The sequence below is a fragment of the Weissella minor genome (genome assembly GCF_001437425.1).
Classification (GTDB): Bacteria; Bacillota; Bacilli; order Lactobacillales; family Lactobacillaceae; genus Weissella; species Weissella minor.
The window spans coordinates 65,746-88,446 of sequence record NZ_JQCD01000030.1 but is presented as its reverse complement, the minus strand read 5'-3'; the positions used below and the strand labels follow the sequence as shown (position 1 = coordinate 88,446).

The 22,701-nt window shown below is 41.0% G+C and carries 18 protein-coding genes; all 18 read right to left on the bottom strand.

What is annotated here, in order from left to right; genetic code table 11:
- Positions 1-2: 2 nt before the first annotated feature.
- Complete coding sequence (gene ftsY, locus IV67_RS07160; protein ID WP_057788519.1) at positions 3-1,517, bottom strand: signal recognition particle-docking protein FtsY; 1,515 nt, start codon at positions 1,515-1,517, stop codon at positions 3-5.
- A complete protein-coding gene (gene smc, locus IV67_RS07155) occupies positions 1,517-5,062 on the bottom strand; it encodes a chromosome segregation protein SMC (protein ID WP_057788516.1) in 3,546 nt (1,181 codons plus the stop codon). The genes ftsY and smc overlap by 1 nt, the downstream gene beginning before the upstream one ends.
- Positions 5,063-5,088: 26 nt before the next feature.
- On the bottom strand, positions 5,089-5,790 hold the full coding sequence (gene rnc, locus IV67_RS07150) for a ribonuclease III (RefSeq protein ID WP_057788515.1): 702 nt from the start codon (positions 5,788-5,790) through the stop codon (positions 5,089-5,091).
- A gap of 106 nt (positions 5,791-5,896) precedes the next feature.
- Positions 5,897-6,139 (bottom strand): acyl carrier protein, encoded by a 243-nt coding sequence (locus IV67_RS07145; protein WP_057788513.1) that lies wholly within the window; start codon positions 6,137-6,139, stop codon positions 5,897-5,899.
- Between the two features lie 18 nt (positions 6,140-6,157).
- The gene (gene plsX, locus IV67_RS07140; RefSeq protein ID WP_057788511.1) at positions 6,158-7,198 is read right to left on the bottom strand and encodes a phosphate acyltransferase PlsX; all 1,041 of its coding nucleotides are present in this window, start codon (positions 7,196-7,198) and stop codon (positions 6,158-6,160) included.
- A gap of 69 nt (positions 7,199-7,267) precedes the next feature.
- On the bottom strand, positions 7,268-9,307 hold the full coding sequence (recG, locus tag IV67_RS07135; protein ID WP_057788509.1) for an ATP-dependent DNA helicase RecG: 2,040 nt from the start codon (positions 9,305-9,307) through the stop codon (positions 7,268-7,270).
- Between the two features lie 73 nt (positions 9,308-9,380).
- Positions 9,381-11,051: a DAK2 domain-containing protein gene (locus IV67_RS07130; protein WP_057788507.1), complete on the bottom strand. Its 1,671-nt coding sequence runs from the start codon at positions 11,049-11,051 to the stop codon at positions 9,381-9,383.
- A gap of 12 nt (positions 11,052-11,063) precedes the next feature.
- Complete coding sequence (locus IV67_RS07125; RefSeq protein ID WP_057788505.1) at positions 11,064-11,426, bottom strand: Asp23/Gls24 family envelope stress response protein; 363 nt, start codon at positions 11,424-11,426, stop codon at positions 11,064-11,066.
- A 138-nt stretch (positions 11,427-11,564) separates the two neighbouring features.
- Positions 11,565-11,765: a 50S ribosomal protein L28 gene (rpmB, locus tag IV67_RS07120; RefSeq protein WP_057788503.1), complete on the bottom strand. Its 201-nt coding sequence runs from the start codon at positions 11,763-11,765 to the stop codon at positions 11,565-11,567.
- A 119-nt stretch (positions 11,766-11,884) separates the two neighbouring features.
- Positions 11,885-12,547, bottom strand: a complete 663-nt coding sequence (locus tag IV67_RS07115) for a thiamine diphosphokinase (RefSeq protein WP_057788501.1) — start codon at positions 12,545-12,547, stop codon at positions 11,885-11,887.
- Positions 12,547-13,206 (bottom strand): ribulose-phosphate 3-epimerase, encoded by a 660-nt coding sequence (rpe, locus tag IV67_RS07110; RefSeq protein ID WP_057788499.1) that lies wholly within the window; start codon positions 13,204-13,206, stop codon positions 12,547-12,549. Before rpe ends, IV67_RS07115 begins: the two co-directional genes overlap by 1 nt.
- Positions 13,207-13,229: 23 nt before the next feature.
- A complete protein-coding gene (rsgA, locus tag IV67_RS07105) occupies positions 13,230-14,144 on the bottom strand; it encodes a ribosome small subunit-dependent GTPase A (RefSeq protein WP_057788497.1) in 915 nt (304 codons plus the stop codon).
- Positions 14,145-14,182: 38 nt separating this feature from the next.
- Complete coding sequence (pknB, locus tag IV67_RS07100; protein WP_057788495.1) at positions 14,183-15,934, bottom strand: Stk1 family PASTA domain-containing Ser/Thr kinase; 1,752 nt, start codon at positions 15,932-15,934, stop codon at positions 14,183-14,185.
- 2 nt (positions 15,935-15,936) lie between these two features.
- Positions 15,937-16,677: a Stp1/IreP family PP2C-type Ser/Thr phosphatase gene (locus IV67_RS07095; RefSeq protein WP_057788493.1), complete on the bottom strand. Its 741-nt coding sequence runs from the start codon at positions 16,675-16,677 to the stop codon at positions 15,937-15,939.
- Between the two features lie 22 nt (positions 16,678-16,699).
- Entirely contained in the window at positions 16,700-18,073 is a 1,374-nt protein-coding gene (rsmB, locus tag IV67_RS07090; RefSeq protein ID WP_057788492.1) for a 16S rRNA (cytosine(967)-C(5))-methyltransferase RsmB, read from the bottom strand.
- A complete protein-coding gene (fmt, locus tag IV67_RS07085; protein WP_057788490.1) occupies positions 18,066-19,019 on the bottom strand; it encodes a methionyl-tRNA formyltransferase in 954 nt (317 codons plus the stop codon). The genes rsmB and fmt overlap by 8 nt, the downstream gene beginning before the upstream one ends.
- Before the next feature lie 56 nt (positions 19,020-19,075).
- Positions 19,076-21,496 carry a primosomal protein N' gene (gene priA, locus IV67_RS07080; RefSeq protein ID WP_057788488.1) on the bottom strand — a complete coding sequence of 807 codons (2,421 nt, stop codon included), beginning with the start codon at positions 21,494-21,496 and terminating at the stop codon, positions 19,076-19,078.
- Between the two features lie 123 nt (positions 21,497-21,619).
- On the bottom strand, positions 21,620-22,630 hold the full coding sequence (locus IV67_RS07075) for a class I SAM-dependent methyltransferase (protein ID WP_057788486.1): 1,011 nt from the start codon (positions 22,628-22,630) through the stop codon (positions 21,620-21,622).
- Between the last annotated feature and the right edge of the window lie 71 nt (positions 22,631-22,701).

The following is a 22,701-nucleotide window of genomic DNA, read 5'->3' as shown; positions in this document are numbered from 1 at the left end:
GATTATTGATCCTCCAACAAACGTCCAAATAATCCCTTAACAAATTCATCAGCATCAAATGGTTGTAAGTCAGTGACCTTTTCACCAATCCCAATCCATTTCACAGGCAAATGCAATTCATTTCGAATTGGTAAAATAATACCACCCTTAGCAGTTCCATCCAATTTAGTTAGCACAATTCCCGTAACATCTGTTGAATCCTTGAACAAACGGGCTTGCTGCAAGGCATTTTGCCCAGTTGTTGCATCCAAGACTAATAAGACTTCTTGCGGTGCGTCAGGAATTTCACGTTGGATAATGCGCTTCATCTTAGCTAATTCTTGCATCAAGTTAACATTATTCTGCAAACGTCCCGCCGTATCAACAAACAAAACATCAGCGCCGGTTTCTTGTGCAGTTTTTACACCGTCATAAACCACTGAAGCAGGGTCCACATTTGGCTTACCAGTTACTACCGGAATATCATTGCGATTTCCCCATTCAACTAATTGTTCAGTCGCACCGGCACGGAAAGTATCAGCCGCAGCAAGTAAGACTTGCTTACCTTCACGCTTGTAGCGTTCAGACATTTTACCAATCGTCGTGGTCTTACCAACACCGTTCACGCCAACAAATAGAATGACCGTTAAGCCGTCTTCATTCAAGTGCATTGATGTATCTTCGTTAATACCTTGACGTTCGTACAAATCAATTAATTTTTCAATAATAACTTTAGAAACATCTTGTTGATTTTTTGCATTCTGAAGTTTCACTTCATCACGCAATTCATCAGTCAATGTCACGGCCGTTTGAGCCCCTACATCTGCACTAATCAACGTTTCTTCCAAGTCATCAAAGAAATCTTCATCAACCGTACGGAAATTAGACATAAAGCTATTCCAACGATCAGACCAAGTCCGGCGTGTTTTCGTTAGACCCTTGTCTAAGTCATTGGCATCAGTTTCTGCTTCTAATTCAGAAAGACTTGTTGATTCTGATGCGCTAACTGACTCTGATTCCGAAAGGCTCGTTGATTCTGATACACTAACTGACTCTGATTCTGAAAGACTCGTTGATTCCGATACGCTAACTGATTCTGATTCTGATGCGACTTCAGAAAGGCTGACTGACTCAGATTCAGACACACTTGCTGATTCTGAATCAGCAACAGAGGCTAACTTTGATTGCGCAATTGATTCAGACACACTTGCTGATGCAATCGTTGCCTTAGACATTGAATTTTCTGCCGCTTGATGAGCAGCGTGGGACTCAGCGTTAGCCTCGTCTACAGCTACATCACTGTTTTCAGTCACGCTCGCATTTGAACGCACCGTCTCAACGGTTTGTGCATCCGATGCCACAAGCTCGACCATCGCTTCACTGCTCGTCTCTTCAGGTACCGTAATGACAATCTCACTCGCTTCAACCTTATTCGGCGCTGGCGTTGGTAGCTTAATATCAATTGCTTGGCCTGGTGTTGGTTGTAAAACTTCTACCTTAACTTCTGGCTTGCGCCTAAAAAAGTCAAATAATCCCATTATGCTTCTCCTCTTTCATTTACTGATTGATTTAAGTTCACAGATACCATTGTTGAAACCCCTGGTTCTTGCATTGTGACGCCATAAAGCACATCACAGGCCGCCATCGTCCCCTGACGATGCGTAATCACAATAAACTGAGTTTGTTCATTTGCATCTTGTAAATAATTTGCAAATCGATCAACATTGGCTTCATCTAATGCTGCTTCAGTCTCATCCAAAACAACAAAAGGCACTGGTCGTACTGCTAAAATTGCAAATAATAAACTAATTGCCGTTAGTGCCTTCTCGCCTCCAGATAAGAGACTCATTTGCTGAAACTTTTTACCCGGTGGCTGTGCTTTGATATCAATTCCCGTCCGTAATAAATCATCGGGCTGATTGAGATACAATTTTGCTTGCCCACCACCAAACATTTTAACAAATATTCGTTCAAAATGTTCATTAACCGCATCAAATGTTGTTTTAAAACGCGTTTTCACTTCTTCGTCCATCTCAGACATGGTTTCCGTTAAATCAGCATGGGCATCTAACAAATCTTGTTTTTGTTTTTTAAGAAAATCATAGCGTTCTTGCACTTGTGCGTATTCTTCAATGGCATCTAAATTAACAGTCCCAATATCATCAAGGCCACGTTTCAAAAGTAACAAACGCTTTTTTAAATCGGCTAAATCAGCTTCGTCAACTTGAGCTTGCGGTTCATATTCCGCATCATACATTTCTGATAACTGGACTTCAGCTTGCTCAATTTGTGTTTGCAGACGACTTTTTTGATTGGTCAGTTGGTTAATCACTTGCATTTGACTTTGTTGTTGGCTTTGCACAGTTGTCATTTGACGTTCCAGTTGTTCTAGTTCAACTTGTGCTGACCCAATCTGTTGCACTAATGCTTGCACCTGCTGTTCAACAGTCTGCTGTTTTGCTTGTTTACTAGCATACTCAGCTTCCAACCGCGCTGTTACATCTTGCTGGTTTGACTGCAAATCCTTTAACTGCTGTGTTAGTTGCTGCTGAGCCTGTTCGTTAGCGCTTGCTTGTTCATTTAAACGTGCCACATTGGCTTGCATATGTGTATATGTCGCTTCAACCGTTTTTTGATGCATTTGCTTATCCAGCAAACGCTCATCTGACTCTGCTAAACTTGTTCGTAATGTTTCAATCTCTAATTGCATGTCGTCTAAGCGCTGAGTCGCATCATCGTAATTTGCCTGTGCTGTTTTTAAATCAACTTGTGCTTGTGTCGCAGTTGCACCCGTTGTGACACCAGCCACCTGCATATCATACGTTAACGCAGTCTGTGCTTGTTCTAACTGTGTCACGGTTTGTTTTGCAACTTGCACATCAGCTTGTTTTTGTTGTTCAACTTCTGATAAATGCATGACCGTATCTTGTTGATTTTTAAAATTTTCAGTTAACGGTTGTAATGCTGCTTGCTTTGCTTGCACTTGTTGCTCTAATGCTGCAACTTCTTGATTTAGCGTACCCAATTGCGCTGACAAGTCTGCTAATTCATTTTTTTGTGTTAATAAGCCTTGCTGTTGGTTACGACTTGCACCACCTGTCATTGAACCACCGGCGTTAATTACTTGGCCATCAAGAGTTACAATGCGTACCCGCTGCTTAAGCCGTGCTGCCATTGGCGTTGCTTGTTCCAAATTCTCCGCAATGACCGTCGTCGCTAGCAGGTGCTGTTTAAGCATCTGAAATTCTGGGGCCAAATCCACCAATTCTGCAGCTGTTCCTAAGTAACCTGGCGTTGCTTGCGCGCTTGCTAATAAATCACTCTGCAAATGACGCGCTTTAATCGTTGCTAATGGCAAGAATGTGACACGTCCAAGATGGTTTTGACTTAAATACTGAATCGCTTGTTTAGCAGTTGCTGGTTCATCAACAACAACTTGTTGCAACGCAGCCCCCAGTGCTGTTTCAATTGCCAATTGATATTTAGCATCAACTTGAATCAATTCGGCCACGACACCTTTAATCCCTGGAAATTTGGTGTGCTGCTTCATCAAATTTTTAACACCTTGATAATAGCCATCATATTGCTCGTTTAACCGCTGTAAGGACTGAACTCGCGCTTGAACTTGCTGTTGCTTTTGTAGCTGATCATACCAAGCTTGTCGTTGTTGTTGATAGGCTTTTTCAAGCTCTTGTCCCACTTGTTGCTGTTGTGTCAAATCTGTTTGGGCTTGTGTTAACTCACTTTGCGCAGATTGATGCACATGTTGCGCCCGCTCTAAATCAGACTGTGCCTGCGTTAACTGTTGCGCTAACTCACTTTGCCGCTGTCGATAACGATTTGCTTGCGCATCTGCCCGTTGATCTTCTTGCTGCGCAAAACGCTGATTATTCTTAGCCGTTGTAAGCTGTTCGAGCGCATCAACCACTTCATTGCGCAATGTCTCCCGATTACCTTCAAGAGCTTTGAGCTGTTGATGGTCTGCTTCACGCGTAAGGGTTGCCGTTTGTTCCGCCAATGCGCGCAACTCAACTTGCGTCTGTGTGACTTCACTTTGGGCATGTTTAATTTGTTGCATTAAATTGGTATAACCTTTGCGACGCTCATCCAAAGTGGCTTGCGTCGTTTCCACCAATTGTGCTTGATTATGCGCGCGCTCTGCTTGTAATTTCAATTCACCCGCTAAATTTTCAACCGATGTTGAAATTTCAAGCAATAAATGTTGCTGTTGTTGTTGCGTTTCACGTTGTTCAGCTAATGATTGTCTAGCAGTTTCCAATTGTTGCTGCTGTTGTTTTAGCTGATCATTTTGCACGTCTGCTTTATTTTGTGCTTGCTGCATTTGGTTCAAAATAGTTGACAGCTGTTGCTGCCACAATGTTAATTCATTTTGTAACCGTTGATAATCTAATTCATCATAAGCGGCTTTTTGTTGTTGATAATCTTTGGCCTTAGCACTTTGCTTGGCTAAAGGTTCTAACCGTTGTTCTAATTCATACAAAATATCCGTCACACGGTCTAAATTGTCTTGAACATTCGTTAATTTCTTGCCAGCCTGCGTCTTATTTTGCTTATATTTATACACGCCAGCAACATCTTCAATAATCGAACGTCGATCCTCAGGCTTCGCACTAAATATGTATTCCACCCGGCCTTGTGAAATGATTGAAAAACTTTCATGACCTAAGCCTGAATCCATAAACAATTCTTGAATATCACGTAAACGTACCTGTTTACCATTCAATAAATATTTAGAATCCCCATTTCGGTATAAAATACGTTTAATTTCAATTTCATCAAAATCTGACTTGAGATAATGGTCCCGATTATCAAAAACGATTCCAACTTCGGCTCGATTTAGCGGTGCCCGTGTTTTGGTCCCACCAAAAATCACATCAGCCATCTTATCCCCACGTAAACCTTTGGCAGACTGTTCGCCCATTACCCAATGGATGGCTTCAATAATATTAGACTTTCCCGAACCATTTGGTCCCACGATACCTGTTATACCAGGCATAAAATCAATTTGAGTGCTGTCAGAAAATGACTTGAACCCATGCATTGATAAAGCTTTGAGTTTCATATTCTAATTCCTAGTTTCGCAGTTTGTTATTTTGTTTGCACCAACTGTTGGTATGCTGTACGTGCGGCATCTTTTTCAGCTGACTTGGTTGACTTCCCTTTTCCAATCGCCAATTTTTCGTCATTAACAGCTACTTCAACGGTAAATATTTGATCGTTATTCGCAAGCGTTTTTTCATCCAATTTGTCATATTTAATAACTACTGGTCCATCTTGTTGCAAGTATTCTTGCAATTTTGATTTATAGTCAACGAATTGATCAAAAAAGCCCTCGTCAATTTTTGCAAATAAAATTTTATCTAAGAAATCCATGACCACGGCTTGACCTTGATCCAAAAATAAGGCGCCAATAAAAGCTTCCCAAATATCTTCAAGCAATGAATCACGTTGACGCGCTCCCGACAATTCTTCCCCACGCCCTAAACGAATGTAGCGATCGAGATGTAACTCACGTGACAAAGCTGCAAAAGAACGTGTCTGGACCATTGAAATTCGCAACTCTGTCAATCGACCTTCATCCCAATCTGGATAACGCTTGAATAGGTAGACCGCTGTTGATTGTTGCATCACAGCGTCCCCTAAAAATTCTAAACGTTGATAATCATCGCCCTTTTCTTCAGGATGTTCATTTAAATAATTGGCTTGCGTTAAGGCTTCCAATAATAAATGTTCATCTTCAAAATGGATGTCATATTTTTCAACTAATGCTTGCTCTAATTCATTCATCATAATTTCTCCTTTTGAATTCTTGCGTAACCTTTATTATAGCATGCTTTTCTAAATTCAAGCAGAAACAAAAAGATGGCAATAGCACCCGCTATTACCATCTTTTTGTTTAGTTTTGATGCGCTAAAATAAAATCAACAATATTATCAATTGTATGTAATTTTTCAGCATTTTCATCAGAAATTTCAGCGTCAAATTCATCTTCCATTTCTAATAGTAATTCAACGAAATCAATTGAATCTGCATCAATATCAACTGTCAAATCAGTTTGTCCATTTAAGGTTGCAGGATCTAATTCAAATCGTTCGGCAACCAAATTAATAATCTTATCTGTTAATTCTTGTCGTTCCATAACCTTATATCCTTATTTCTATGCGTCAACTGACTTTCCAGAAAGTTCATCAGGGTGCGCTGCCACGAACTCAGCCACTTTTCCAGTTAAATCGGCCTTCAAAATGGTTTCAATTTGTTGCAAAGTATTGGCAACTTCACCGGCAGTCGCAGAACCATGGGTTTTAACCACTGGTGCATTGGTTCCAATCACAACTGCGCCACCATACTGTGAGTAATCCAATTTCTCAGCAACACCTGACAAAGCGGGCTTAAGCATTAAACCACCCATCTTACTGCGTGTATTACCATCAACAATGGCATGCTTCATGACTGATAAAATTGTCTTGGCAGTTCCTTCAATGGCTTTTAGGGTTGCATTCCCTGTGAAACCGTCTGAAACCACAACGTCAGCAGGTCCTTGTAGCAAATCACGTGATTCAACATTTCCCACAAAGTTCATGTAACCAGCATCGCTACCGTTTTGCAACAATTGATGCGCTTCTTTATGGACTGGATCACCTTTGTCAGCTTCACCACCGTTATTCAACAGTCCAACGCGTGGATTGTCAAATCCAAGCACTTCTTTCGCATAAAAAGAACCCAAAATACCATATTGATATAAATGTACGGCCTTATTTTCAGCATTAGCACCGACATCCATCATCGTAAATGATGTGTGTGGTCCCTTTAACGCAGGTAATGCCGTCATCAAAGCTGGACGATCAACACCCTTCATACGCCCAACAATGAAAATACCAACAGCTAACAACGCGCCTGTGTTTCCAGCAGAGAACAAAGCATCCGCATCCCCAGCCTTAACAGCTTGTGCTGCCAAGACCAATGAACTCTGTTTCTTTTTTCGCATCGCTTTAACCGGTTCTTCACCCATTTCAATCATTTCATCTGCTTGAATCAATGAAATGCGTTCATCTTTTTCAACTAACTTTTGCATCCGTTCAACTGAACCATAAAGTTGAAATTCAACATCAGGCATTTCATTACGGGCCTTTTCAACACCAGCGATAATCGCTTCAGGTGCATTGTCGCCACCCATTGCGTCGATTGCAATTTTAAACATGTTATCTTTCCTCTACCCTTTTAATTTATCTGAAACCAGCACTGACCATTATAAAATTAATACCACCCATTAGTCAAAGTTTCGGTAGCGTGACATTGTCTCATCTAAGAGCTCGACTAATGTCGCAATTTCCGGATTTTGATCCCATTCTGGCGTATCAACAGTTTCGATGGCTTCTTCCTGCGCAATTGTCATCATCTTCAAATCACGAACGGGATCGCCAACTTTAAATTCAGGAACGCCTGACTGACGCTGACCTAAAATATCTCCCGCCCCACGTAATTCCAAATCTTTTTGCGCTAAGACAAAGCCATCCGTCGTTTCGGTCATGGCTTCCATTCGATCAATCCCATATTGCGTCTTTGGATCGCTGACTAAGAATGTATATGATTGACGTTCACCTCGTCCCACACGACCTCTTAATTGATGTAATTGTGATAAGCCAAAACGATCTGCGTCTAAAATTAACATGACACTGGCATTTGGCACATCCACACCAACTTCGATCACAGTTGTCGAGACTAAAACTTGAAAAGCATTAGCTTTAAAATCAGCCATAATTTGTTCTTTTTCTTGATTGGCCAAACGTCCATGTAGCAAACCAACTTGATAAGTTGGTCCAAATATTTCTGTAAGCTCTTGATGCACCGCCTGTGCATTTTGAATATCTAACGTCTCAGACTCTTCAATCAACGGTGTCACCACATAGGCCTGCGCCCCTTTTGCTAACTCTGTTTTTATAAAGTCTAACACTTTCTCATAGCCACTTTGGCGGACCCATTCCGTCTTAATTTGCTTACGCCCCGCTGGTAATTGATCAATAATTGATACATCCATTTCGCCGTATGCCGTAATGGCTAAAGTTCGCGGAATTGGGGTTGCTGTCATCGTTAAGATATCTGGGTTCATCCCAATTTCACGTAACTTAGCACGTTGTTTAACACCAAAACGATGTTGTTCATCAATCACTGCCAACCCTAAATTATGAAATTGCACATCTGGCTGAATTAACGCGTGCGTACCAACTAAGATGTCGATATCACCTGCGACCAAATCTTCTAAAATCTGACGTCTTGCGGCCGATTTCGTCGAGCCTGTTAAGAGTTCAACTCGAACTTCGTCTGGATTAAAGAAGTTTCCCAGCGTTCGTGCATGCTGTTGCGCTAAGATTTCAGTTGGCGCCATGATTGTCGCCTGCATATTTGCTGTAATTGCGCCATACATTGCTAATGCTGAAACAACTGTTTTTCCGGACCCAACATCGCCTTGCAGTAAACGATTCATGTGTTGTGGTCGCCGCATATCACGTAAAATTTCATTCACAACCCGTTTTTGCGCATCTGTTAATTCAAAAGGCAAGGTTGCGATGAACCGTTTCATATCGTCATTGTCAAACTTAATCGCGCGTCCTTGGTTTTGACGGTCCATTTGCTTAATCAATTGTAGGCGCATTTGGAAAATATAAAATTCTTCAAACGAAGCGGTGCGACGTGCAGCCTGAGCTGTAAAATCATCACTCGGTTGATGCATATTACGAATAACATCTCCATGCCCCATTAATTGATAACGCTCGCGAATCTGTTTTGGGACGATTTGTGCATCTAATAAATCTGCATATTTATGTAACGCTTGAAAAACTAATTCTTTAATTGTTGCTTGCTTAATTTCTTTTGAAGCGGGGTAAATGGCTTGCATTTCTGCTTCATCATCATTCAGCATCAATTTCATACCGGTCAAACGTTGCCTTTTTTTATCATAATTTCCGTAAACAGCCAGTTCGGCATTACTCACAATTTTTTGCGCAATCCACGGCTGATTAAAAAAACTAACCTGGATTGTCTCATGCTCAACCGTTAAACGAAAGGTCACCATAACTTTTTTACGTCCAAAACGACGCATAACCGGTTCAGATGCAGCAACGCCTTTAAAGGTCACTTTTTCGCCATCAGCCGTTTCAGAAGGTTTTTTAACTGCCAAGTCTTCATAACGGGTCGGATAGTACATTAATAAATCTTCAATTGTGTAGATATCCAAATTATTTAAGGCTTGTTCACGCTTTGGACCAACACCGGTTAACACATCAATTGAATCCATTAAACTTTGTACCATGCTTGGCACACCTCCCTTCAAAAAAAGAGCTAGCGTGCGCTAACTCCTAAAATTTTCAATTAAAGCATTGCACTTATTCAACCGACATCAAAATTGGATAAAGTGGTTGTCCACCATCATGAATTTCAAATTCTAATTCATCATCCAACTCAGCACCATATTCAGCAATCGCATCGGCTACATCACTTGAAGCATCTTGACCATAATAAATGGTAACCAATTCAGCATCTTCATCCAACATTTTGGCTAACAAAGCTTTACTTGCTGCTAAAATATCTGCCGCTGGTTCTGCAACAACAATCTCACCATCAAAGATACCAATACCATCACCATCATGAATTTCCAAACCATTGATATTTGTATCACGGACAGACGTCGTTACTGACCCTGACTTAATATCACTAATAGCTGAAGTCATGGCACTTGCGACAGTATCGACTTCACCTTCAGGATTGTAACCCAATAACATTGCTGTCAAACCTTGTTGCTGTGTACGTGTGCGAACAACTTGTGTTGGCATGTCTGTCAAATCAACAGCCTGGTCTGCAGCCATAAAGATATTACTGTCGTTTGGAATGATAATAACACTTTTGGCACCAGTTCCATTTGCCGCCGCAACTAAATCAGCCGTTGAAGGTGCTTGTTCACCGTCTAGTACTGTTGTTACACCTGCACCTTCAAACAAATCATGCATACCGGCACCCGTTGCAATTGTGACAACGGCAACATCTTTAATTTTCTCGCTCTTACGTTGCGCATCGGCTTTAGCTGCTGCTTCAGCTTGTTGATCACGCATGTTATCAACCTTCACCTTGCGCAGTGCACCAAATTCAGTTCCCCAACTAATAACTGCACCGGGGTTTTCAGTGTGTACGTGCACCTTAACAACTTCATCATCATTGATGACCAACAAAGAATCACCCATATCAGCAAGATAATTATAGAATGTATCATAATCAAACTCACGTTCATATGTTGTTCCTTGCGCAATATCAACCATGATTTCAGTACAGTAACTGAACTTAATATCATTTGGATCCAAGTCACCTTGGACACCGGCATTATGCATCGATTGAATCATCGCTTCTAAGCCAGCATTATCAACATTTCCAGAAGTCACTTCTTCACCTGACAAGGCACCATAGAATGCTTGGAAGACAATGACAAGTCCTTGTCCACCTGAGTCGACAACTCCGACTTCTTTCAAAGCAGGTAGTAAATCAGGTGTTGTTGCCAAAGCCTTTTCAGCGGCTTCAAGTGTTGCCTGCATCACTTCAACAACATCGTCCGTTTGTTTAGCAGAACGATTCGCAGCAGCAGCAGCTTCACGGATAACGGTTAAGATTGTTCCCTCTGTTGGTTTCATAACAGCTTTATAGGCTGTTTCTGCACCACCCATTAAGGCATCAGCAAAGTCACGTGCTGTTAATGTTTGCTTGCCTTCAACTGAACTTGCGAATCCACGGAAAATTTGTGATAGAATCACACCTGAATTTCCACGAGCTCCCATTAAAAGTCCTTTTGATGTTGCCTTAGCAAGACTACTCAAACTCGTATCTTCTTCTGCGCGTTCATATTCAGCACCGCTCGCCATTGACAAAGTCATATTTGTCCCAGTATCACCATCAGGAACTGGAAAGACATTTAGTTTATTAATTTTATCGGCATTTTCTTGCAACGCGCTCGCTGCAGAATTTATCATCTTACCAAATTCAATATTGGTAATCTCAGTTACAACTTCCACAATCTCAACTCCTTAGTCTTCAAGCATACGGACACCTTGCACAGTAACATTAACTTCTTGTGCAACGATGCCTAACATAACGTTCAAATCATTTTTAACACGGGCTTGGACACTTTTTGAAATTTCAGAAATTTTCATGCCATAACCGACAATGATATATACATCTACAATGACACCATTTTCAGCTTGACGCACAATCACGCCACGAGAGAAATTATCACCATTTAAGATTTGATTCACACCATCACGTACCGGTGTTTGACTAGCCATACCAACGACACCATAATTATCAGTCGCTGCACCACCAACAATGGTTGCGATCACATCATTTTCAATTTCGATAGAGCCTTGATTAATTTGAATCTTAACTGCCATATTGTTCAACCTCCGCTTAGACCGCTGCTAACTTAATAACAGCAAGATAAAATAGATCTACCACACTATATTCATAATTCCTATTTTAACAGGTTTCGTGCTAAAAGAAAAAAGCTACCAAAACTGGCAGCTTTTTAATTATACACGCTCAATTGTACCGTTCTTCAAACCAGCCTTCAAAGTACGTGCTGATAGGTACACCTTCTTAGGTGCTGAACCGTTAATCTTAACCGTCACTTTTTGCAAGTTTGGCTTCCAGCTACGACGACTTGAGTTAAGGGCGTGTGAACGTTGGTTACCAAAGCGAGTGCGCTTTCCGTTGACTGCATCAACTGCCATAAGTTACCCCTCCAATCTTAAGCTCTCTATATTTAGTGCTTTTATTTACTTGAATAATAATACCAAAACACACAGGGTTGTGCAAGTGTTTTGTGTAAAGTATTTTTACTTTACACAATTCAGGCATCATTTTCATCTGAATCTCGGCTTTGAATCACTGCTACAATCCCTGTTTCAAAACTAAAATGATTAATTGATCCATTAAATTCATTTGATGACCAAGAGACCGGATTACCAGACCAGGCTGCTAATGGATACTTTTCATCAAGTAAGTTCAACTCTGTTACTGGTGTTAATGGCATAAATCCAAGATATTTCATCTCTGGGATTTTGGTAATCGTATGGGTCCCCGGATTAAAAAAAGTCACAACATTATCACGATCAATCAATCTAACCTTTGTTCGTAATGCAGTAAACTTTTCTTCAGCTAAAATCCAAACATTAGAAAACAACTGATCTAGACGACCACCCGTTGCGCCATAAACGTCAATCCGCTCAATATCATAATTTTCATCAAGGGTTGTTAGTAAGAGTTGCAAATCCGTCTGCATTTGGTCTGGTTTTTCGACAATCTTAGGAATAACCTCAAATACTGATTCTTGCTCGGCCAGGGTCATTGAATCAAAATCACCAACGACTAATTCTGGATGATATCCCAGTTGTAATAATCTTAAGGCGCCACGATCAGCGGCTGCCCATCGTCCATCCAGTTTACCTGTCCGTAACGCATGCGGCCAATTATGCGTCGGCCCTCCTACTAAAACTTGGAATATCGCACCCATTAATCAGCTGTAACTTCCTTCAAACGTGCAATTTTGGCTGCTGGGTCAACCTTATCGAACACATATGAACCGGCTACTGCAACAGTTGCACCTGCATCAAAGGCTAACTTAGTTGTTTCATCATTAGCACCACCATCAATTTCGATATCAAAGTCATAGCCTTGTTCACGCTTAATTGCAGCTAATTGTTCAATCTTCTTTAATGTTGATGGCAAGAATTTTTGACCACCGAAACCTGGGTTAACAGTCATAATCAACACTTGGTCAACCATATCCAAAACAGGTTCAATTAATTCAACAGCTGTACCTGGGTTAATCACAACTTCCGCTTTAACACCCTTGTTCTTAATCATTTGCAAGGCACGGTGAATGTGTTGTGTTGCTTCATATTGAACACCAATAATATCAGCACCCGCATCAGCAAATTCTTCAACGAAACGCTCTGGTTGTTCAACCATCAAGTGAACATCCAATGGCACATCTGTAATTTCATTCAAGCCCTTAACCCAACCTGGACCATAAGCAATTGATGGTACAAACATTCCATCCATGATATCAACGTGGAACAAATCTGCTCCAGCTTGTTCTGCTAATTCAACATCACGTTGTAAATTCATGTAATCTGCAGCTAAAACTGATGGTGCAACTTTAATTGACATAATATAACCTCATAGTTTCCTTTTTAATGTTTCTTATCATGTTTATTATAAACCGGACGACGGCCTTCAATCAAATCATAAAACAATTCATAGTTCTCATAGCGCGATGCCATAATCTCGCCTGACTCTACCGCAGGCTTTACAGCGCATCCAGGTTCTTTGAGATGCACACAGCCGCGATACTTACAATTTGGACTGTATCGGTTAAATTCACGGAAGTAATGCGTTAAATCAACCGCATCCATATCAAACACTTCAAATGCCGAGAATCCCGGTGTATCAGCCACAAGTCCATCGAACATCTCAATCAGACCAACTTGACGCGTTGTATGCTTTCCTCGCATTAAAGTCTCTGAAACCTCGCCGGTCTCTAATTCCAACTGTGGCACAAGATGATTTAATAGCGTGCTCTTACCCGCTCCAGTCTGGCCCATAAAGACCGTTAACTGATTTGGTAACAAGGCACGTAATTGATCTAAACTTGCGTCATCAAATGACACATCTGGGAAAATAACATGGTACCCTGCCTGCTCATAACCTTTTGCAATCATTCGTAATTCATCACGCGCATCATCCGAAACCAAATCCGTCTTAGAGAAATAAATGATTGGCTCAATTTGCTTTTCTTCCAATGCCACTAATTGACGATCCAATAAATTACTTGAATATTCTGGAATTTCAACTGATGTTACAACAATTGCTTGGTCTACGTTCGCGACCGGTGGACGAACCAACTCGTTTTTTCGTTCATCGATACTTAAAATATAACCATCATCAGCTTTGGTCGCTGAAAAAGTCACAAAATCCCCTACTAAAGGTTTCACATCTTTTTTTCGAAAATTTCCACGAGCCCGAGCTCGGAATAAATCGCCATCTGCTGTTTTTATGTCATAAAAGCCAGCCAATGACAGGTGAATCTGTCCATGATATTCTGTCATTTTACTTTCTCCTCATAAATTAAAGTTGCCGGGATGGATTAATCATTATCGTCATCGTTCTTATTCGCTTCAGAAGAATGTTCTGGCGCCTTTGATTCTTGCTTAGGCTCTGAACTTGAAGCTTCACTCTCCTGAATAGATGACTCTGAACTTGAGGCTTCACTCTCTTGTTTAGATGACGCCTCTTCTGAACCCTTTGATGGCTCCTGACGACTTGATTGACGTGAAGATTGTGGCGCTGGTGTAGTTGGTACTTGTGTTTGGTCAACACCACTTGAAATCACAAAGTTAACCGTTGTTTTGCTTGGGACAACCTTTTTATCAGGTTCAATATCCTGTTCAATAATATAGCCAGCAGGTACAGTATCACTACTTTGTTGGGTCGTTGTGATGGTGTATCCTTTCGCTTTAAGTTGTTCTGAAACAGAATCAAATGCTTCATTACGATAATCCCCGAAGCGAATTTTGCGAGCTCCAGAAGACACGACTAAATCAACCTTCGAATCACGATTTACCTGCTCACCCACATGTGGTTTGACTGACATAATCTTTCCAGATTTAACGGCATCTGAATTTTTACGGGTCACTTCACCTAGTTTTAAGTGTGCGTCATCTAATTCTTTTTTAGCTTCATCCAGTGTCGATCCGTTGATATCAGGAACCGTTGCCTGCGTTGGCGCTTGACCATACACAACAATACCGGTAATAATCGCAACAACCAGCAACGATAACACGACTAACCAACGCTTTTTACTACGTTTCTTCTTACTTTTATTTTTAGGTGCTTCTGCTGGAAGCTCTTCTTTAGCTTTAGCGCCACGTTGGGCTGTACTATTCGTAGCCGTCATCATTGTGGCAGTCTTTTGATTTGCAGGCTCTTGTAGTGCATTATCCACTGTACTAATAACTTTCGTTGCAGTTTCATTTTCACCCGCACTTGGACTTTCCCAACGTGCTTCATTCATACGATCTGGTGAAAGCACAGTTGCTAAGTCTTCCCGCATCTCATCAGCAGAGAGATAGCGTTCACTTGGATTCTTTGCTGTCGCCTTTAAAATAACATTTTCAAGCGCTTGTGGGATACGTGGGTCACTATCTCTAACCAGCGGCATCGGCTCAGTTGTATGCTTAACAGCGACTGCAACTGAGGTTTCCCCATCATACGGGACTTTACCCGTTAACAATTCATAGAGCATAATCCCCAATGAATACAAGTCGCTTTGCGGTGTTGCAACCTCACCACGAACTTGTTCTGGTGCCATATAGTGAACGGACCCAATCGCTGTATTCGTTTGGGTCATCCCATATGAAGACTGGGCACGTGCAATACCAAAATCAGTAATTTTAGCTGTGCCGTCATCAGTCATTAGAATATTTTGTGGCTTCAAATCACGATGAATAATATCGTGATTATGTGCTTCTTGAATCCCACTCAATACCTGCGTCAAAATATTCACGACTTTAGTCAAAGGAAGTGGGAAATTATCCTTTTCATAATGTTTTAAATCCGGCCCGGAAATATATTCAGTCACCAAATATTGATTGCCATCTTCATCCCCATAATCGTAAACCTGGGTAATATTCGGATGAACAAGCTCAGTTGATGCTCGGATTTCATTTTCAAAACGTTTTTGGACGATTGGATCGTCTCGCATGTCCAGCCGCATAATCTTTAAGGCCACAATTCGATCTAAAATAATATCTTGTACCTTATAGACATTGGCCATACCACCTTCACCGATAGGTGCAACAATACGATACCGACCGCCAATTACTTGATCAGCCTGCATGCTTATCTCTCCTCGTTTTCTTGATAACCTAATAACACCGTAATATTATCAGTTCCACCAGCTTGATTTGCTTGGTCAATTAACTGTGTAATTGTTTCAGTACTTGACAGTTCCTGATTTAAAACATCTGCAATCTGCTTATCATTCAAATGTTTGACTAAACCATCAGTCGTTAGCATCACTTCATCATGCGCTTGTAACGCAAAATCAAACAAATCTGCGTCAACTGCGTCATCCACTCCAAGTTGGCGTGTTAACATGTGCCGTCCAGAATTCGTGGCCGCTTCCTCTGGTTTAATCGAACCGGCTCGGACAAGTTCTTCTGCTAAATTATGATCTTCAGTTACTTGGTAGAATTGACCATTACGATGCATATACGCTCGAGAATCGCCTAAATTTGCAATACAAATTTGATCGGGAAAAATCACAGCTAAAACAATCGTTGTTGCCATCCCTTCCAAAGTCCGGTAGCGATGTGATGTTTGGAGAATTTTCTCATTTTCAGCTTCCAAGTTCGTTTGGATCCAAGACTTTGCTTCGTCCAGCGTTTGAATTTGCGTTTGTTGCCATTGATTCCCAAGGTGTGACACCGCCATATTTGACGCAACGTCACCCGCTTGTTCACCACCAACACCATCAGCCACAATCGCGAGTTGGACACCCATTTCATTTTTAAAGGCACCCACATAGTCCTGATTATTCGACCTTACTCTACCTGTATCAGTTGCGTATGCTACTTTCATAGCTTCCTCCATTTTTACCTAGTTATTCTGTAATTCGTTCAAGGGTTGCGATGAAGAAACCATCTGATCCAAACTGATCAGGCATAATATGCACGAGTTGGTTATCATCAACAACTGGTAAATCAAATTCTATCATGCTCTTCGTAATTCGGAAATTCGAATGTGTGGCCAAGAATTGTGCAATGACGTCATCATTTTCAAGCTTCAAAAACGTACATGTTCCGTAAACTAAACGGCCCCCGACTTTAAGCTTCTGCGCAACAGCATTTAAAATATCCAACTGAATTTTTTGTAATTGTTGACTATCAGCCAATGATTTTTCATAGCGAATTTCTGGCTTACGACGTAGTAACCCTAATCCTGAACAAGGTGCATCAACTAAAATACGATCAAAAGTTTCATCAGCAAAGACTTCGTCCACTTTACGTGCATCCAACACGCGTGCATTCACACGATCTGCCACATGCAAACGGTAAGCATTATCTGCAATTAAACGCACTTTATGTTCATGGATATCCAAAGCCTCAACAACACCATTTTGTGCCGGATCTAAGTACGTTGCAATCTGGGTCGTCTTACCACCTGGTGCGGCGGCTGCATCCAATACTTTCATATCTGGTTCAATTAACAAGCTTGGTGCCATCAACATTGCTGACTCGTCTTGCAAAGTAATTTTACCATCTTTAAAAGCTTGAGAACTAGCAACATGTCCATTTGACACACGTAAGCCAAGTGGATCTACTTGTGAAGGGACGACTGTAAACCCATCGTCTTCTAACTCAGCCATCACTTCAGAAACAGTTGTGACAACTGTATTTACACGTGCAGATTGGGCTGGTGCTGAGTTCAAACTCTCAGCAATTGCGACCGTTCGGGTCATCCCATAATCTTGGATTAATGTATTAATAATCCATTCTGGTAACGATTCTTGAATTGAGAGGCGTTTAACATCGTCGCTAATCGTTGCGATTTCAGGCAACCCGTTGCGGTCCATTGCATGCAATGTTCCCGTAACCATACGGCGAATACCATCATGTCCACGCTTTTTAGCAATATTAATTGTTTCATCAAAAACTGCTCGCTTTGGAACTTTATCCAAATATTGCCACTGGAAAAGTGCCGTCATAAACAACTCACGCACCCACGGATCTAATTTATTTGGATTCTTGACAAATGGTTCTAGCCAATATTCTAAAGTTAAACGATGCTGAATCACACCATAAACGATTGTTGTCATGAAATGAATATCACGTTCACTTAAATCGGCTTGTTTAATCATGGCATTCAATTCAAGATTTGAATAGGCACCTGATTTAACGCGTTCTAATGTTCGAACGGCCATCGCACGTGGGTTTGTTTTTTCCCAATTTGCAATTGGTTGTTGTTTTTTACTCATAGCTAATTATTTGCTCGCCTTCTTCAAATTTTGCATGTCCGTTCAAATAGTCGGTAACTGCCATTTTTGGCTTTCCAGCTGGTTGTAGTTCATCAATTGCTAAGACAGTCTGATTTCCAGCTGCAATCCAAAGTTCCTTTTTTGTCTTTTTGACAACAGCACCCGCAGGTAACGCTGTTGTTTCATTAACAACATGGGTCTTTTGAATTTTTGTTCGCACACCATTTACAGTCGTATGCGCTGTTGGAAATGGATTAAGCCCGCGCACATGATTATGTACTTGTGTTGCAGACTGGTGAAAGTCCAATATTTCTTGTTCTGGCGTGATATTTGGTGAAAAAGTCACTAATGCTTCATCTTGAGGTAAACGTTCGTTTGTCCCAGCTACCAAACTAGGTAACGTCTCCAATAATAAGTCTCGGCCTAAAACACTAAGTGCTTCAAACATATCACCTGTTGTCGCATTCGGTTCAATCGGCAACGTTGATTGCGCAATAATATCACCTGCATCCATTGCCTTAACCATATACATAATGGTCACACCAGTCTGTGCATCACCATTCATCACAGCGTAATGAATGGGCGCCCCACCCCGGTATTTAGGCAGTAATGACGCATGGACATTGATGGCAGCGATTTTAGCTGCATTTAAAAACTTTGTTGGTAGGAATTGTCCATAGGCAGCCGTAATAATTAAATCTGGTTCCATCGCAATCAATGCTGCTAATTCATCTGAACCGCCCAATTTTGCTGGTTGATAAACGGTCAAACCAAGTTCTACCGCTGCAGCTTTTACCGGCGTAGGTGTCATAATATGCTTACGCCCAACCGGTCGGTCAGGTTGCGTCACAACACCAATAATTTCATAAGCGTCGTTTGCTGCTATTGCTTGTAAAATAGGAACTGAAAAATCAGGTGTTCCCATAAAAATAATTTTCTCTGTCATGCGCTTTTCCTCTTTTTTATCATTATGTATGGTGCACCATTACACCGAGTAATGGCTTAAACGAAATTAACCGGGTCGCGATCAATCACTAAAGTGACTTTTTGGCGTTGTAAACGTTGCCCTGCCTGCATTAATTCATCTAAAGCTGCAAACAAACGCTCACCTTGCCGATATTTAATCACGATACGGTAAACATATTTATTGTTTAATCGTGCAACCGACCCCATTGAAGGCCCTAACATCACCGTTTTTTCATCTAAAAACGGCTTCAGCCAATCGGCAATCTCAAAGGCAACCTTGGCGGCTTCATTCTGAGCCTCGTGCAATATTTTTAACTGAATTGTATAAAAATAAGGTGAATATTGCCAGTCTCTTCTCAATTGCATTTCATATTTATAAAATCCTTCATAATCATGCTTTTGCGCAAAGCGGACAGCATAATGTTCTGGATTATAGGTTTGCACAAAAACCTCGCCCGCCTTGTCTGCGCGACCAGCACGACCAGATACCTGCGTTAACAGTTGAAAAGTTCGCTCAGCTGCACGATAGTCTGGCAAGGCCAATGTTGTATCGGCATTTAATACACCAACTAGCGTCACATCAGGAAAGTCTAACCCTTTAGCAATCATCTGTGTCCCTAGCAGAATGTCTGCTTCATGCTGACCAAAAGCTTCCAACATTTTATCCGTTGCCCCTTTTTTTCGGGTTGTATCTAAATCCATTCTTAAGACACGTGCTTGTGGAAAATACTTTTGCAATTCGGTCTCAACTTTTTGCGTCCCGGCACCGAAAGGTCGAATACGTTTTGACCCACACTGTGGACATTGTACAGGCAGTGGTTCGTGATACCCACAATAATGACAAACTAAACTATTTGTCACTTTATGCATGGTTAGTGCTAAATCACAGTTAACACATGTTGGCGTATAGCCACAATCACGACAATTGACATAATTCGCAAAACCACGACGGTTTAGCATTAAGACGCTTTGTTCACCGCGGTCCAGACGTTGTTTAATCGCTGTTAAAATATCTTCTGAAAACAGCTCATCGCCACCCGCTTTAATCGTTTCACGCATGTCGATAATATTCACAGCTGGCAATTGTTGTTCTTGCACACGATGCGGTAAACGCAACAATGTATATTGGCCTTGTTGGGCATGGGCACGACTTTCTAATGCAGGTGTTGCTGAACCCAATAGTAAGGTCGCTTGATGATAGTCCGAACGCCACTGGGCCACTTCACGGGCATGGTAGCGTGGATTATCTTCTTGCTTATATGACGCATCATGTTCTTCATCTAAGATGATTAAGCCCACATTGTTTAGTGGTGCAAAAATAGCTGAACGAGCACCAACCACAATTTTAGCTTCTCCTCGTTCAATTCGGCGCCATTCATCATAACGTTCACCATCTGAAAGCGCACTGTGTAAGACAGCTACAGTTTCACCAAAACGACTCTTAACACGTCGTACCATTTGTGGCGTCAATGTAATTTCAGGCACTAACATTAGCGCTGTTTGATTTTGTGCCAATGCTTGCGCCATTGCTTGCAGATAGACTTCAGTTTTCCCAGAACCCGTCACGCCTTCTAATAAGAAGGTCTGGGCTTGGTGGGCTTGTAAGTTTTCAATTAATGTTTGATAAACTTGATTTTGCTCAGCTGTTAATGTGAGCGGTTGTGTTGCTTCGACTGGAGAGGTTAATTGCGGTAAACGATATTGTTCAATTTCTGAACGTTCAATCCACCCCTGCGCCTCAGCCTTTTTCAGTGTCGCATAATCAACACCAATTTCATCAATGACCTCTTTTTGGGCCGTCCATTGCTGTGGTGCGTGCATCAAATAGGTTAAAAAGCGCGCTTGCTGCTTGGCCGATTTACGCAAATCGTGTCGTAATTTATCATACTCAGTCGCAGTTAATTGTGGTTTAAATGCTGAAACCATTTTGATTTTAGCGCGATTCCCTACGTAATAATTGATGGCAACTTGGTTTTTTCGCTGCATTCGATTTAAATCTTGTAAAACGTCTACATCAACATGCTCTGCATCTAAAGGCACTTCATGTCGGTCCGCAAAGAAATTTGTTAACAATTGCGAATCCAGGATTGCTGTTTCATCCAATAATTGAACCGTCTTAACATATTTAGCTCGCATCACATTCGGTAACATCGCTTGCAAAACACTGATTTTAAATGCAAAATTTTTACGCGCAAGCCAATCAGCTAATGCTAACATCTCCGTATTTAAGACCGGCGCTAAATCTACCACATCATCAATTGCTTTGAGTTCATTTGATCCTGTATATGCGCTTATCGTTTCAATCACGAAACCTTGCACGCGGCGCTTACCATTTCCAAACGGTACAATCACGCGCATCCCTGGTTCAATCACATCTGCCAAATGCTCAGGAATCAAATAAGTATATGGCTGGTTAGTTTGCATAGTTGGTACATCGACAATCACTTGCGCATACATCTTAAAAGACCTCCTTTTGTTTTAGCAGTAACACTTTATTGTAACAAATTTTTAACATTAATCTCAAATTCATTAAAAAAAGATATGTGCAGGCCACGTCTCTGCAAACATATCTTTTCCTGACTAATGTACCATGTGATTACTTTGCATCCATGCTGTCATCTGACGTACAAAATCTAAGTTACTCTCTTTTTGTGACAAATCTGGCGCTTTGGCTAACATAACTGGTTCAGCTTGTTGAGCCTCATCACCTGGTCGCTGTACAATTAGCAAAGCTTTACTTGCTTGTTTTTCCAAAAATAATTTGTCTGAAAATTGAATAAAGCCTTGGAACAGAATTGATTCAGATTGAAAATATTTCAACAAACTCGTAGCTTGTTCTGAATCAAATAAATTAGCTGGCACAAGTAACAATCCAATCCCATTTGGTCGTAATTGCTTAACGGCTTGCTCAATCAATAGATGGTGGACAAAGGTTAACCCTTCTGTTGCCTTTGTTTCATAGGTAGGCATATCTGTTTGTGGATAATAACCAACCGGTAAGTCAGCAATCACAACATCCATTTTATTAGTTGTCTCTGTTAAGGGTAAAACCGCATCTTGATGGATTAACTGCCAATCCAAGTCTAATAGAGCTGCCATTCCGCTGGCAACAGTAATCATGGTGTCGTCATTTTCAACACCAACATATTTAGCTGTATCGCCACGTTGATTCAAAGCCAAATTAACAGTTGCCAATAGATTTCCTGAACCAAGGGTTAAATCTAATAGTTGATGCTGTTCTTTTGATGCTAAAAACTTTTCAACAAAAAAAGTCACCCACATGCCAATTGCATCTGGTGTCACTTGATAATTACCTTGCAATTTATCTTCTTGCATCGTTGCAACAAGTAATAATTGCAAAACTTGACGCTTTTGTTCAAGCGATAATGACGCAAATGCACTTTCTTTTAGCGCTTGACGCACAAAACGTCGATGATCTGCAGACAACTCATCAAAACTTGCATCACTTTGATGATTTAAGCCTTCCATAACCAGAATCAAAGCTTCAATTGCTGGGATGTCCAAGTCTGTCGCAATTAATTCTTGAGCAGATTGGACTTTTTTTATAGCTAATTCAATTGCTTCATACATCCTAAACTTTTCCTCCAATAAATAAGGTAATTCTTAATTATACCTGCTTTCAATCTTAATTAATAGTCCAT

Coding starts and splice junctions, on each gene's coding strand:
- fmt (WP_057788490.1), bottom strand. CDS start 19,019: ATGACAGAGAAAATTATTTTTATGGGAACACCTGATTTTTCAGTTCCT.
- IV67_RS07075 (WP_057788486.1), bottom strand. CDS start 22,630: ATGTATGAAGCAATTGAATTAGCTATAAAAAAAGTCCAATCTGCTCAA.
- rpmB (WP_057788503.1), bottom strand. CDS start 11,765: ATGGCAGTTGATGCAGTCAACGGAAAGCGCACTCGCTTTGGTAACCAA.
- IV67_RS07095 (WP_057788493.1), bottom strand. CDS start 16,677: ATGAAAGTAGCATACGCAACTGATACAGGTAGAGTAAGGTCGAATAAT.
- smc (WP_057788516.1), bottom strand. CDS start 5,062: ATGAAACTCAAAGCTTTATCAATGCATGGGTTCAAGTCATTTTCTGAC.
- ftsY (WP_057788519.1), bottom strand. CDS start 1,517: ATGGGATTATTTGACTTTTTTAGGCGCAAGCCAGAAGTTAAGGTAGAA.
- priA (WP_057788488.1), bottom strand. CDS start 21,496: ATGTATGCGCAAGTGATTGTCGATGTACCAACTATGCAAACTAACCAG.
- IV67_RS07125 (WP_057788505.1), bottom strand. CDS start 11,426: ATGGCAGTTAAGATTCAAATTAATCAAGGCTCTATCGAAATTGAAAAT.
- pknB (WP_057788495.1), bottom strand. CDS start 15,934: ATGCAGGCTGATCAAGTAATTGGCGGTCGGTATCGTATTGTTGCACCT.
- rsgA (WP_057788497.1), bottom strand. CDS start 14,144: ATGACAGAATATCATGGACAGATTCACCTGTCATTGGCTGGCTTTTAT.
- IV67_RS07115 (WP_057788501.1), bottom strand. CDS start 12,547: ATGGGTGCGATATTCCAAGTTTTAGTAGGAGGGCCGACGCATAATTGG.
- rpe (WP_057788499.1), bottom strand. CDS start 13,206: ATGTCAATTAAAGTTGCACCATCAGTTTTAGCTGCAGATTACATGAAT.
- plsX (WP_057788511.1), bottom strand. CDS start 7,198: ATGTTTAAAATTGCAATCGACGCAATGGGTGGCGACAATGCACCTGAA.
- rnc (WP_057788515.1), bottom strand. CDS start 5,790: ATGATGAATGAATTAGAGCAAGCATTAGTTGAAAAATATGACATCCAT.
- recG (WP_057788509.1), bottom strand. CDS start 9,307: ATGGTACAAAGTTTAATGGATTCAATTGATGTGTTAACCGGTGTTGGT.
- IV67_RS07145 (WP_057788513.1), bottom strand. CDS start 6,139: ATGGAACGACAAGAATTAACAGATAAGATTATTAATTTGGTTGCCGAA.
- rsmB (WP_057788492.1), bottom strand. CDS start 18,073: ATGAGTAAAAAACAACAACCAATTGCAAATTGGGAAAAAACAAACCCA.